Here is a 13,127-nt window from a genome sequence, read left to right on the forward strand (position 1 = left end):
TCTCTCAGTACCCAAAAATCCAGAGAGGCCGGAAAAAAAGGCACTGACGGCAGCTCTCGGTACCCAAAAATCCAGAGAGTCCCGCAAAAAAAGGCACTGACACCCGCTCTCACCACCCAACAACCCAGAGCAGCCTGAAAAAAAGCACTCCTCACCCCTCATGATAGTCCATCCAGAAATCCTAATGTTCTTTATGCAACCTATTCGACGAAAATTCTTATTGGTCTACATAAATTGTCAAAGGAGGTTGGCGTCATTCCAACGAATATGTACATTGAAACTTATAAATAGGCGGTGGCAGAGCATGGACCAGTTTAATGAGTTGGTATCAACACAATTGAAAACAATGGACAAACTTTTATATTTACAGTCTGAGCTTGAGCGTTGCCAGCAGATTGAGCAGCAGCTCATCACCTTGAGGCAGAACACCGAACTGGAAGAGATTCGCGAGGAAATTGACAGGATGAAGGCGGAGCTGAAAGATATCCACCGTATCTTTGAAGAGCAGACGGAAGAAGTGATACGCTCATACCAGGATATGAACATCATAATTCGATAAAATAAGGGATATACGAAGCGATATTTCGAGCCTCTGTTTAAAAACGGCGGCTCTTTTGTTTTAAATTCCAGCTACAACCGTTATAATAATAAAAAAAGGAAGCGTTTTGTTGCCTCTTGTCGTTTTTTGTTTTTTAGATTCATATACAATTGATCGGGTTGCAAAGCTCCAGGAAAGGAAAGTAGGGGAGAAATCATGGGCGTACCCATAGAAGGTGAGTCTGTCCAAATACATAGCTACAAACATAATGGGCACATCCATAGAGTGTGGGAGGAGACAACGGTCTTAAAGGGCACCCAGAACCTGGTGATTGGGGGGAATGACCGGACTGTTGTAACTGAATCCGACGGCAGAACCTGGATCACAAGGGAGCCGGCGATTTGTTATTTTCATTCCCAGCATTGGTTCAATGTAATTGGAATGCTCCGGGAAGATGGTGTGTACTATTATTGCAATATCAGTTCACCGTTTATTTTTGATGGAGAAGCACTTAAGTATATAGATTACGACCTTGATATAAAAGTGTTTCCTGACATGACGTTTAACCTGCTGGACGAAGATGAATATGAGCGGCATCGCAAGGAGATGCAGTACCCAGAGGTAATCGACCAGATTTTAAAGTTCAATGTTGAGAAGCTTATGCGCTGGATCAGGCAGAGGAAAGGGCCGTTCGCTCCGGATTTTATCGACATTTGGTATGAGCGGTATTTGACCTATAGACGTTGATATTTAAAAACCTGTTGAACCCGCTTCAACAGGTTTTTAAATAGGTACTGAAAATTGTGAATGTTCCATAATAGGGGGAGGCACCTTTGGGCAGTATTAACAGATATCTTCAATTCGTAAAACCGTACAGATGGCAAATTGTGGGGACGATTATCATCGGGATCCTTAAATTTGCGATTCCCCTGCTGATACCCTTATTGATCAAGTATGTCGTAGATGATGTCGTCCAGAATGATGCCCTGTCCGCTGCAGATAAATCAAGCAGGCTGTTCACGGTCATGGGCGTGATGATTGTGGTATTTGTCATTCTCCGTCCGCCAATAGAATACTACCGGCAATATTTTGCCCAATGGACGGCCAGCAAAATTTTATATGACATCAGGGACAGGCTGTTTACCCACCTTCAGAGGCTCAGCTTTAAATATTATTCCAATACCCGTGCCGGTGAGGTCATTTCCAGGGTCATTAACGATGTGGAGCAGACAAAGACATTTGTTATTACCGGTCTGATGAACCTTTGGCTTGATGTCGCAACCATCCTTATTGCGATTGCCATCATGTTCACAATGGATGTCAAGCTGACGCTGGTTTCACTGGTGCTGTTTCCGCTATACGCATTTTCGGTCAGATACTTCTTCGGAAACCTGCGAAAGCTTACCAGGGTCCGGTCCCAGGCACTGGCAGAAGTTCAAAGTTATCTCCATGAGCGGGTAGCTGGGATATCATTGGTAAAAAGCTTTACACTCGAAAATCACGAGCAGAAGCAGTTCGACAGGCAGAACAGCAATTTCCTGGAGAAAGCGCTGGACCATACAAGATGGAATGCCAAGGCATTCGCAGTGGTGAATACCATTACAGATGTAGCTCCGCTCATTGTCATTGGCTTTGCCGGCTACCAGGCGGTCAACGGCGGCCTGACAATCGGGACAATGATCGCGTTCATCGCTTATATTGATAAGCTGTATAACCCGCTTCGCAGGCTGGTGAACTCGTCGACCACTTTGACACAGTCGATTGCTTCGATGGACAGGGTCTTTGAGTTCATGGATGAAAAGTATGATATCGTCGATGCTCCTGACGCCGTTGAACTCAAAAAGGTGGATGGGCATATTGAATTTAGAAATGTCAGCTTCTCATATGAAAATGAGGGTGAAGATGTCCTGAAGAAGATTTCCCTTGATGTCAGAAAAGGCGAGACCATTGCCCTTGTTGGCATGAGCGGCGGAGGAAAATCATCCTTCGTCAGCCTGATTCCCCGCTTTTATGATGCGAGCGAGGGAGAAATCCTGCTTGACGGCCAGGATATCCGCCGGTTTAAAGTCCGCTCCCTCCGCGATAAAATTGGAATGGTCCTTCAGGATAATATTCTGTTCAGTGAATCGGTGAAAATGAACATCCTCCTCGGCAACCCGGAGGCATCAGATGAGGAAGTCATCGAGGCCGCCAAGGCAGCCAATGCCCATGAGTTCATCTCTGCATTGCCTGATGGCTATGATACCAGGGTAGGGGAGCGTGGGGTGAAGCTGTCTGGAGGGCAGCGGCAGAGGGTCGCGATTGCACGCATCTTCCTGAAGAACCCGCCGATTTTGATTCTGGATGAAGCCACTTCTGCTTTGGACTTGGAAAGCGAGCACCTGATACAGGAGGCACTTGAGAAGCTGGCGAAGGACAGGACAACCTTCATTGTCGCCCATCGCCTATCGACCATCACCCATGCGGACCGTATTGTGCTGATTGAGCATGGGAGGATTGTAGAAACCGGGACCCACGAAGAACTAATGGCATTGCAGGGAGGCTATCACAGGCTCTTCCAGGTGCAGCAGCTGGAAAGCTGACTGTACTGTGAGAACAAATATAAAAGCAGCTGTCGTTGGACAGCTGCTTTTCCTAATCCCCAATATTAGGTTCTACCGTTACTTGGTTGTCTTCTTTATGATAGGACTGGAAGCTTGTAATCAGGGTATCGAGATGCTCCACTTGTTCTCCGTATTCCATAATGACTGAAACAAGCTGCATGATATGGTAAAGAACATGGCTTTCCGACTCCCCAAGTTCCTTTTGCTGGGCGAGGAATAGTTCAAAAAGGTCCTTTTTGTTCAGGCAGACCTGGCCCTCCATATACGAAACCTCGGGCTTGATTTTTCCCGCAAATTTCAGCATCACCTGTTCATGGTGGTTGATCAGGCAGTCCAGCTGGACCTGGAGGCTCTCCTGGAAAGAGGCGGGCATTTGGGCAATCTCGTTTTCAAACCGGTGCAGCCTTTTCAGGGKATTCAGGGCTTTTTTTGTAGTGGCATTCATTTGGCGGTAAATCACCAGCTTGCGCGATTTCTCCAGGCTGTTCTTTTTAAGGTAGTCGCGCTCTTCCTTATACATCAGGTATAGGCGTTCAAGTTTATGGATGCCTTCCCGCAGTTTTTCGATGTCAGCCTTTAGCAGCTGGTGTTCGGAAGCACGGCGTGTGTTGATGCGGATCCATTTGAAGATCTCTTCGGCCATCAGGGAATTTTTATTAAAAAGCTTGCTTTCATATTTAGGGGGCAGAAAGACCAGGTTGACAATAAAAGCAGCAACGATGCCCAGGATAATCGTTGAAAAACGGATAAGGGCAAACTGGATAAATTCCTCTCCGGGGCTTTCCATAATCGCAATTAAAGTGACCAGGGAAAGGATGATTGTATTTTCAAGCTTCAGTTTAAGATTGAGCAGGATGACAAGAATGGCGGCAAGTCCTACGATAAAGATATTATTTCCGAGTGTAAGGACAAAAACGACTGCGATAAAGGCACCAATCACATTGCCCTGAACCTGTTCAATAACAGACAGGTAGGAGCGGTAGATGGTCGGCTGTATGGCGAAAATGGCGGCAATCCCGGCGAAAACCGGAGAAGGCAGGTTCAACACCTGTGCCAGGAACAATGCTAAAATAATGGCGATTCCCGTTTTCAATATGCGGGCTCCAAGTTTCATACTTATAAAATTCCTTTCTGGATTATGTAGGCATGTTCTTAATTCCTATTCCTACTATACTTACTTTATACGAAATTGTGCAAAGCTAAACAATATTGTACTATACATGGGTTTTCATGGAAGTTCAAGGGAAAATAATAAGAAATATGTGGATAATTACCTGTGAAAGAGAAGAGAGGGGGATTCAATGAAAAAAGCGGCCATTTGGCCGCTTTTCTATTGTCCAGCTGCGGCGGCTAGGAGCTCGTGTCATAAGCTACTCCAAAATTGAAGGCAAGGATCGCCTTCTATTTTGGAGCGTCTTATGCCTGTCGCTCCTGAACAAGCCGCCTCCGCTTTTCTTATTGTCCAGCTGCGGGCGCCATCGGCTCGGGGTCACAAGCCAATCCGTCCAGAAGGTTAAAGAACAACCTTCCAGCCGGCTCGTCTTGTGCCTGTCGCCGATGAACGGGCGCCCTCCGCTTTTCTTATTCTGTTGAAACCGAAGGGTCCGCCTGTTCCTTTACCGGAACAATCTGGACAAATTGGTCTTCCGGGTGATTCAGCAGGAGGGAAATGCTTTCTCCTTCCTCTTCCTGGCCACTGCGCTTGAGAATCTCTGCGTACTGGGCAAGCATTTCCCGGACATCACTTTTGCCTTTTTCGGATAGGGATTCAATCGAGACTTTCGCGCCTTTTGCAATCCGGCGCTGGATGGCTTCCCTGGTCAGGCCAACCTCAGGCTGGTGGCGGATATAGATGACACCGCCGGTCATCCCTGCACAAATCCACGGACCGGGATCTCCGAGGACCAAGGCTCTTCCGTTGGTCATGTACTCGAAGGCAAATCCTTTAATATTGGCATGGGTGCCGATATTGCCTGCGTTTTGAGGGAGAGGAGCTTTAACAAGTCCGCCAATGATTATGTCTGCGCCCGAAAGCCGTATACCTGCGCGTGCATCTGCATTCCCTTGGGCAACCAGCAAACCCTTCTGGGCGCCGTAACCGAAGCCCTTTCCGACCGAGCCGTTATAGAATTTCCCATCTTTCCCTTTGGACTTGAGGATGAGGATGCTGCCGCCAAATGAAGTTTTTCCAACTCCATCCTGGCCGCCCCCGTCCACTTCAATGGTGATTCCTTCCGTGTTATAGGCTCCGAGGCCGTTTCCGAGAATCGAGCCGCTGTACCGGAGGCGGACAGGGTTCATTTGTTTATAGGAACCATCAAGCCGCCCGCGGACGCGATGGCAGCTTACCCGGCTGGCCAGCACCCGCTGTGAGGAATTGACATTATGGAATTCACGGGATTGATGGAGTTCTTTTTCAACAGCATCAAGATACTCTGCGCCGGCTGCAACCTGAATATGCTTGGTTTCCAGGGAAGCGGCAGCCTCCTGATGGTGGATTTGCCCAATTTCCAGAGGCTTCAATAAATAGGCCAGGTCAAGCAGTCCATTTCCTTTCGCCTGCTCCAGCAAATCGGAGCGTCCAACCACTTCCTGAAGGTTCTTGATTCCAACCGAAGCGGCAAGTGCTTTCAATTCATTTCCAAGGGCGCTGTATAGATTGATGATTCCCTGTACGGCAAGTTCAAACTGGCGTGGAACAAAACGGCGCAGGCCATGCTCTTTTGCCTGTGTTTCCGACTCAATTTGCGTAGCAATTCCCACATGGCAGGTATCAAGGTGGCAGCCGCGGCAGGTTGTACAGCCAATCGCCAGCATCGACAGCGTTCCGAAGCCTATTCTGTTTGCTCCGAGCAGCATTACCTTGAGGGCATCAAGGGCGCTTTTGATTCCTCCATCCGCCCAAAGCTCAACCTGTTGCCGAAGTCCCGCTTCAAGCAGGGCGTTATGGGCCGCTTTTACACCGATTTCCACTGGGAGGCCAACATGCTGAAGAGCATGGATCCTTGCCGCGCCAGTGCCGCCATCAAATCCGCTGAGTGTGATGATGTCGGCCCCGGCCTTGGCAATCCCCACCGCAATAGTGCCGATGTTTGGCACAACAGGTACCTTGACAGCCACTTTCGCTTTATCGTTGGCCGTTTTCAGTTCGTGAATCATCTGCGCCAAGTCTTCAATGGAATAGATATCATGGTTATTGGACGGTGAAATCAGGTCGGAACCAATCGTGGCGTTCCGGGCCTCGGCGATTTTTGCCGTTACTTTTGAGCCAGGCAAATGCCCGCCTTCGCCTGGCTTTGCACCCTGGCCAATCTTAATCTCCAAAAGGTTGGATGAATTGAGAAGTTCCGCGTTCACGCCAAATCTTCCAGATGCGACCTGCTGGCCACGGGTGCGCGGATATTTTCCGAGCATATCTTTAATTTCGCCGCCTTCCCCATTCATTGAAACCATGTTCAGACGGTCTGCTCCTTCGGCATAGGCTCGGAAGGCAATCTCATTCTGCGACCCGAATGACATCGATGCAATCACGAAAGGCAGGCTGTGTTCCCCGACCCTTAGGTCAACCTCTTCCGGCAGGATGGGTGAAGGCTTTTGCTTCAAACTAGCCAAATGGCGGATCGTTGTCGGATTTTTTTCCTCCTGTTCCGAAATTTTTCCACGGTACGCACTGTAATCGCCGGTTGCGGCCATTTCACCAATTGCTTTCCAGATACGCGGGAACAGGCTGAAGGTTTTGCCAATGCGTTCCTTTTCATTTTGGTAATCTGCAGCACGCTTAAGGGCATCTTCCTTCATCAAGGAAAAGTTGAAGCTAAGTTCCTTTGAACCGAAAAAGTTGACGATTTTCAGGTATTCAGCAATCTCTTCGTTAAGGCCGATGGCAGAGAACAGGCGTCCATAGCCGCGGAGTTCATGGATGCCAATCGTTGAAATGACTTTTTCAAGGCCTTTTGTCAGGGCGCTGTACAGATTTGCAACAGGCTTATGTGAAGCATCCAGGACGCTTAGGAACATATAATACGGGCTTACTGCGTCAGCGCCCAACCCCAGCACAGTAATAATATCGTGCAGGGAGCGGATTGCTGCAGAGCGCACAAGCAGGGAACAATCCCTTCTCACGCCAGCCTTCACAAGTTTCTGGCCGACCGCGGATGTGACCAGGTGAGGGTCAAGCCACAGGCCGTCCTGGTGGGCTTTCGAATCATCCAGGACGAGGAGTGTTTTGCCATTCCGGACAGCTGAAATACACTCTTGGGAAATTCGTCCCAGTGCCTCCTCGATGGATTCCTCCTGGCTGAACACAGTATGGATGTGAGCGGAAAGTCTCTCTTTTTGGAAATAGTCGAGAACCTGGTCCATGCTTGGCTGTCCGGTCTCCAGGCTGCAATCGTAGCCTGCCCTTCCTTCAACCAGCAGCGGCGTTGTCAGCTCCAGCACTTTTCCAGCCGCTTCTTTCGCTAACAGTGATGGGCGTTTTCCAAGTACCGTTCTTGTAGAAAAGTGTTCCGTTTCGCGGTCGCGGTCGATTGCAGGGTTGGTGACCACAGCCACGCTTTCTTTTATAAAATCAGCGATGTTGCGCCGTTCGGGATTTAACGCTGCCAGAGGGGAATCATGGCCAAGCGAGCGGATAGGCTCGATGCCTTTTTCAGCCATTTGCTCTACCAGCTGGACATGGTCGCGCTCCCATCCAAAAGCCTTATACTGGCCATTGTGGATTTTTTCGGGATACGCCATCGTAATCGTTTTGCCAAGATGAGGCACTCCCAGGCGTTCCCTGAAACCGGCAAACTCAAGAGTGCTTGAAAAGCGAGCGTGCACTTCCTCCTGGTAAGCGTGGTGTTCGTAGACCTCGATCCTTTCCCCCTTCCACTTTAACCCGACCTTTTCTCCAGGTGCCAATGGTTTAGGCTCGCCGATATAATCCTGCGAGGGAACAACACCTGGCTCTGAAGAGAAAAGGTAGGAGTCCTGGATTTCAACCATCCACAGCGGGCGGAGGCCCAATGCATCCACACTGAAAACGGCTTCGTCGCCAAAACGGGAAATGATTCCCGCAGGACCCTGGGCAAAATGTCCCCAGGCCTCACGAATATAGGTATACAAATCTTGAAGGTGCTGCGGGTAAGTCTTTATTTCATTGATGATGGGAGGGAACACAATGTCCATTGCCTCGAATAAAGAATATCCATCACGGCAGATGAAGGTCTCTATAGTCCGGCTCAGGTCCTGGGAATCGCTGCCGCTCTTAACGAGAGGGACATTGATCATGGCTGCCTCATCACGAAGGCGGGCAATTGTATTAATTTCTCCATTATGGCCGAGGACGCTGAAGGGCTGCACCCGAAAGAAGCTGGATAGGGTATTGGTAGAGTATCTGTTATGACCGAGTGTCATGGTGGATGCAATAAGTGGATGTGCAAGGTCGTGATAATATTTTGGCAGGATGTCGCCGGCACCCATTACTTTGTATACCGCGTGATATTGGCTGAGGGAGGCTACATGTACTTGCTCGTTCTTCTCGAAATCTACTATGATATTAAACAACTTTTCGGAAAGGCTGCTGGCTGTATCAGGAGCAAGACAGGCAAACTGCCAAAATACGGGGTTTTCCTGAATGGCAATTGGCCCAAGTGCTTCAGGGCTGGTGACTTTGTCTGTTTCAAAGATTAGCTGCATGCCGTATTGATGCAGCTTTTCGGCTAGTTGGGCCTTGATGGCTCGGGAGCCGCTTGTACTGGAAATAAAAACATGGCCGACGACAAAGTTATCTTTATCTGCCGCAGAGGCATCCGTTCCTGAAGCAGATAATTTCTCCTTCCAAAGCCTGCGGGGAATATCAATGTGAATGCCTACCCCGTCACCTTCGCCATTGATAAAACCAGCGCGATGATTCATTGTAGTTAGTCCGTCGATGCAGTGATAAATGTTATCCCTTGTGGGCACCTTCTTTTTCTCAATGCTGGCAATAATTCCGCATGCATCGTGTTCCTGTCTGTGAAAGTCCTTAAATGAGGCTGGGCTCCATTGAATTTGGTTCATAAATTCGGCTTTATAGAGGGGAATTCTCCTTTCAGCCGGTTCACCTCCTATAGGAATATATTGATGGACAAGTGGCAAAAAGGAAGAGGAAACTAGTCGAAAAGAGAGGGGCTGTCTTTCTTCATCTCCGGATGAAATTAGCAATCCTGCAAAATAAAGTAGGGTTATTTTATCATAAGAATTTTCAGAAATCAATTAATTATACAAAAACTTGGATACCGGATTTAAGATAAAGAGACCTGTATAACCGCAAATCTTCACAATTGTAAGCGTTTGCAACATAGAAAATATAAAAACAGGAGGAAGATCGCCTCCTGTTTGTGCATAAAAAATGTATATTTTTAAGATTGTGCCAGAGAGTAAAAGGACTGGTCCACTGCATGCAATGTCGCTTCAATATCTTCGGCTGAGTGGGCAATGGTAATAAACCACGCTTCGTATTTGGATGGTGCCAGGTTGATTCCCTGGTTGAGCATGAGTTTGAAGAACCGGGCAAACATTTCTCCATCGGTGTTTTCAGCCTGTTCGTAGTTCTCAATCTTTTCATTGGCGAAGTAAACCGTCAGTGCACCTTTCAGGCGGTTGATTGTGATTGGAATGCCGTGCTTTTGGGCAGACGAAGCAATTCCTTCTTCGAGCATTTCTCCGAGGCGGTCGAGATACTCATAGACTCCTTCCTGTTTCAGCACTTCAAGACAGGCAATTCCCGCCAGGATCGAGGCAGGATTCCCGGCCATTGTTCCAGCCTGGTAGGCAGGGCCGAGCGGTGCTACTTTTTCCATTATTTCCGCTTTGCCGCCGTAGGCCCCAATTGGAAGCCCTCCGCCAATGATCTTTCCAAGTGCGGTTAGGTCAGGCTTAATGCCGAGCAAGTCCTGGGCACCTCCGTACATAAACCGGAAAGCGGTGATCACTTCATCGTAAATTACAAGTGCGCCGGCCTTATGGGTCAATTCGTTGACTTGTTGAAGAAATCCTTGCTTTGGCTCGACTATGCCAAAATTGCCGACGATTGGTTCAACGAGGACGGCTGCGATTTGATCGCCCCATTTTTCCAAAGCTTCCTTGAAAGGCTCTATGTCATTAAAAGGGACTGTGATCACTTCCTGGGCGATGCTCTTTGGGACTCCTGCAGAGTCAGGGGTACCGAGGGTGGATGGACCGGATCCGGCTGCCACTAGTACAAGGTCCGAGTGACCATGGTAGCAGCCGGCAAATTTGATGATTTTATCCCGGCCTGTATAAGCCCTGGCGACGCGGATGGTTGTCATTACGGCCTCGGTTCCGGAGTTGACAAACCTTACCTTTTCCATGGCTGGCATGGCTTCTTTAAGCATCTTAGCGAACTTTACTTCATGAGGCGTTGGAGTTCCGTATAACACGCCTGTTTCGGCCGCCTTTTTGATGGCTTCGGTAATGTGTGGGTGGGCGTGTCCTGTAATAATTGGGCCATAGGCGGCTAGATAATCAATGTACTGATGGCCATCCATATCCCAGAAATAGGATCCCTGGGCCCTTTCCATCACTACTGGCGCCCCGCCGCCGACTGCCTTATAAGAACGCGAGGGACTGTTGACACCTCCGACAATATGCTCAAGTGCCTCTGTATGTAATCGTTCCGAATTTGGTCTATTCATTATGCTACCTCCTGTTCTCAAGCTGCGGCCTGCCTCTCCCGCAACCATACTGTCCTATTTTAGCATATTTTCCGTTATCTGCTTCAACGCTGTCGCTCCTGTTTTCTGAAGGGATGCAGCAAAAGGGGACTTGCTATCATAGAATTTATCCTGGACGCGTATAGATGTAAAGAGAAGGAATGGAAATGGGGCAGAGGATAAATGGGATTTTATATTTCAATTATTATCATTATCCTTTGTATTTTGCTTAGCCTTAGAGAGCTGTTTATTCCGGATAAAATTAAAGGCAAGAAGATGTCGATAGAAAACTTTTTAATTCTCGCCATTATTTATGCCACAGTCATGATTGGCTTTGGCCTCATTTATTATTTAATAGGGACGCAGGGCTATCCCGTGTTGATTGAGGCTGACCACAATCAAAGCGGGACAACATTGGGGAGGGTGGAAACATCCCTTTATTTTAGTGCGATTACGCTGTTTTCGGTAGGGTACGGCGATATTGCCCCCGTTGGAATCGGCAGGGCCATTGCTGTTGTGGAAGCACTTATAGGCTATACCATACCTGCTGCATTTGTGGCCAGAACCGTTTTTGACAGGAAAATATAAAATGGTCCATTGTTGAAATTCCCCATTCATTTGGATAGGCTAGTTGTATAACAGCTCGTAGGAGGATGGACAATGGAATTGAAAACAAATGAATCAGCTCCCGACTTCGAACTGCCGGCTAGCAGCGGGGAAACTGTAAAGCTTTCCGATTTTCTCGGGAAGAATGTAGTTCTCTACTTTTACCCAAAGGATATGACGCCAGGCTGCACGACGGAGGCATGCGATTTCCGTGATCAGCACGAAAGTTTTGAAAACCTTGATGCGGTTATTGTCGGAGTCAGCCCGGACCCTGTCAGCCGCCACGAAAAATTCATTGAAAAGCATGGCTTGCCGTTCCTGCTTCTTTCCGATGAAGAAAATAAGGCAGCAGAAGCATATGGAGTATGGAAACTGAAGAAGAATTTTGGCAAGGAATACATGGGGATCGAGCGGTCGACTTTTATTATTGATAAACAGGGAAAGCTTGTGAAAGAATACCGCAAAGTAAAAGTAAAAGGACATGTTGAGGAGGCACTATCCTATATTAAGGAAAACCTAAGCGAATAAAACGGGCATGGCGGAGGATAGCTATATTAGCTATCCTTTTGTTTGCGGATGGAGGATTTGTTCTTGCGCTTCTGTTCGGGGTAAAATTATATGGTGACCACTAGAGACAGGAGGCGGCGCCTTGAAGGACAAGGAACTAATTATAATAGAAGCAGCCATAAAATTATTTGCGAAGAAAGGGTTTGCCTCTACTTCGATCCAGGAAATCGTCTCGGAAACCGGTATGTCCAAAGGGGCCTTTTATCTGTATTTCAAATCGAAGGATGCCCTGCTTGTTGCCATCCTGAATCATTACTTTAATCGAGTCGAGAGCATTATTCAGGAATTCGAAGGCCAAGACTTGCCTCCGCGCGAGAAGTTCATTAGGCAGCTTTCTGCCTTATTCCATACATTCATTGATAATAAGGAATTTATCATCATGCAATACCGGGAGCAGGCAATCCCATTGAACGACGCCGTGCATCAACTGATGATCCAGAAGCATTATGAGAATCAGCAATTTCAGCACAGGGCGCTAAAGGCCATATACGGTGAGGAGGTAACTCCCTATGTGTGGGACTTGGCCTTAATGTTGGAGGGGCTGCTGCAGTCTTATGTAAAACTCCTCTTTTTTTATGATGAATATTTTGATGTCGATGTTTTGGTTCCCTTCATTATGAGGCGGATGGATTCAATTGTGCAAGGAATCAAGGGAGAAGTGCCCATCATTTCGGACGAAAGCACGATAAAAGTTCTTGAAGACAAAAGGGCTTTTTTACATAATAGACCGGCTGTTGGAACTATTATCGAAAAAATGAAAAAGACGCTAGCTGAAATGGATGGTAAGGAAGACCTTGAAGTCTCGCTGGAAGTAATCGAAGCAGAGGTGAGCAGAAGCAATCCCCGTTTGCCAGTCATCCAGGGCATGCTCTCAAATTTCAAGGAAATTCCCGCTTTCGATTTGCTATGCGAGGAGATCTCCAGGTTATATGGAATAAAAACTTAAAAAATATGGCCTATTTTACGCTTTAAAGGCATTTGTCCATTCATTTTATATGCTGTTGAATACCTTATATTAGGGCATACCTCCTCAAATAGTTTGACGGGCCAAATTGGCCCGTCTTTTTTTGTGTGCCAGGCATGTTCATTAACTTGGCGGTGAGAGTCCGCTAT

9 protein-coding genes are annotated in these 13,127 nt (G+C 47.7%); 6 read left to right on the forward strand and 3 right to left on the reverse strand.

Annotated elements, in window-relative coordinates:
• Positions 1–304 precede the first annotated feature (304 nt).
• The 3 genes from ADU22_RS08115 to ADU22_RS08125 all read left to right on the forward strand — a co-directional run bounded on the left by ADU22_RS08115 (position 305) and on the right by ADU22_RS08125 (position 3,120).
• Positions 305–559 (forward strand): YgaB family protein, encoded by a 255-nt coding sequence (locus ADU22_RS08115; protein ID WP_053361708.1) that lies wholly within the window; start codon positions 305–307, stop codon positions 557–559.
• 195 nt (positions 560–754) lie between these two features.
• Entirely contained in the window at positions 755–1,285 is a 531-nt protein-coding gene (gene ntdP / locus ADU22_RS08120) for a nucleoside tri-diphosphate phosphatase (protein ID WP_053361709.1), read from the forward strand.
• A gap of 86 nt (positions 1,286–1,371) precedes the next feature.
• Positions 1,372–3,120: an ABC transporter ATP-binding protein gene (locus ADU22_RS08125; protein WP_053361710.1), complete on the forward strand. Its 1,749-nt coding sequence runs from the start codon at positions 1,372–1,374 to the stop codon at positions 3,118–3,120.
• 52 nt (positions 3,121–3,172) lie between these two features.
• On the opposite strand, the gene ADU22_RS08130 is transcribed toward ADU22_RS08125, so the two are convergent.
• The 3 genes from ADU22_RS08130 to ADU22_RS08140 form a co-directional block, all read right to left on the reverse strand.
• Positions 3,173–4,255: an aromatic acid exporter family protein gene (locus ADU22_RS08130; RefSeq protein WP_053361711.1), complete on the reverse strand. Its 1,083-nt coding sequence runs from the start codon at positions 4,253–4,255 to the stop codon at positions 3,173–3,175.
• A 467-nt stretch (positions 4,256–4,722) separates the two neighbouring features.
• The gene (locus ADU22_RS08135; protein ID WP_053361712.1) at positions 4,723–9,186 is read right to left on the reverse strand and encodes a glutamate synthase-related protein; all 4,464 of its coding nucleotides are present in this window, start codon (positions 9,184–9,186) and stop codon (positions 4,723–4,725) included.
• Positions 9,187–9,527: 341 nt separating this feature from the next.
• Entirely contained in the window at positions 9,528–10,823 is a 1,296-nt protein-coding gene (locus ADU22_RS08140) for a glutamate-1-semialdehyde 2,1-aminomutase (protein WP_053361713.1), read from the reverse strand.
• 201 nt (positions 10,824–11,024) lie between these two features.
• On the opposite strand from ADU22_RS08140, the gene ADU22_RS08145 reads away from it, so the two are divergent.
• The 3 genes from ADU22_RS08145 (at position 11,025) to ADU22_RS08155 (ending at position 12,960) form a co-directional block, all read left to right on the forward strand.
• Positions 11,025–11,429: a potassium channel family protein gene (locus ADU22_RS08145; RefSeq protein ID WP_053361714.1), complete on the forward strand. Its 405-nt coding sequence runs from the start codon at positions 11,025–11,027 to the stop codon at positions 11,427–11,429.
• A gap of 72 nt (positions 11,430–11,501) precedes the next feature.
• Complete coding sequence (gene bcp, locus ADU22_RS08150; RefSeq protein WP_053361715.1) at positions 11,502–11,975, forward strand: thioredoxin-dependent thiol peroxidase; 474 nt, start codon at positions 11,502–11,504, stop codon at positions 11,973–11,975.
• A 121-nt stretch (positions 11,976–12,096) separates the two neighbouring features.
• The gene (locus tag ADU22_RS08155; RefSeq protein ID WP_053361716.1) at positions 12,097–12,960 is read left to right on the forward strand and encodes a TetR/AcrR family transcriptional regulator; all 864 of its coding nucleotides are present in this window, start codon (positions 12,097–12,099) and stop codon (positions 12,958–12,960) included.
• The last annotated feature ends 167 nt before the right edge of the window (positions 12,961–13,127 follow it).

This window comes from Bacillus sp. FJAT-27251 (assembly GCF_001273925.1).
Taxonomy (GTDB): Bacteria; Bacillota; Bacilli; order Bacillales; family Cytobacillaceae; genus Mesobacillus_B.

Excerpts from the sequence above, each read along its gene's own strand:
- bcp (WP_053361715.1), top strand. The coding sequence starts at position 11,502 with ATGGAATTGAAAACAAATGAATCAGCTCCCGACTTCGAACTGCCGGCT.
- ADU22_RS08135 (WP_053361712.1), bottom strand. The coding sequence starts at position 9,186 with ATGAACCAAATTCAATGGAGCCCAGCCTCATTTAAGGACTTTCACAGA.
- ADU22_RS08115 (WP_053361708.1), top strand. The coding sequence starts at position 305 with ATGGACCAGTTTAATGAGTTGGTATCAACACAATTGAAAACAATGGAC.
- ntdP (WP_053361709.1), top strand. The coding sequence starts at position 755 with ATGGGCGTACCCATAGAAGGTGAGTCTGTCCAAATACATAGCTACAAA.
- ADU22_RS08145 (WP_053361714.1), top strand. The coding sequence starts at position 11,025 with ATGGGATTTTATATTTCAATTATTATCATTATCCTTTGTATTTTGCTT.
- ADU22_RS08140 (WP_053361713.1), bottom strand. The coding sequence starts at position 10,823 with ATGAATAGACCAAATTCGGAACGATTACATACAGAGGCACTTGAGCAT.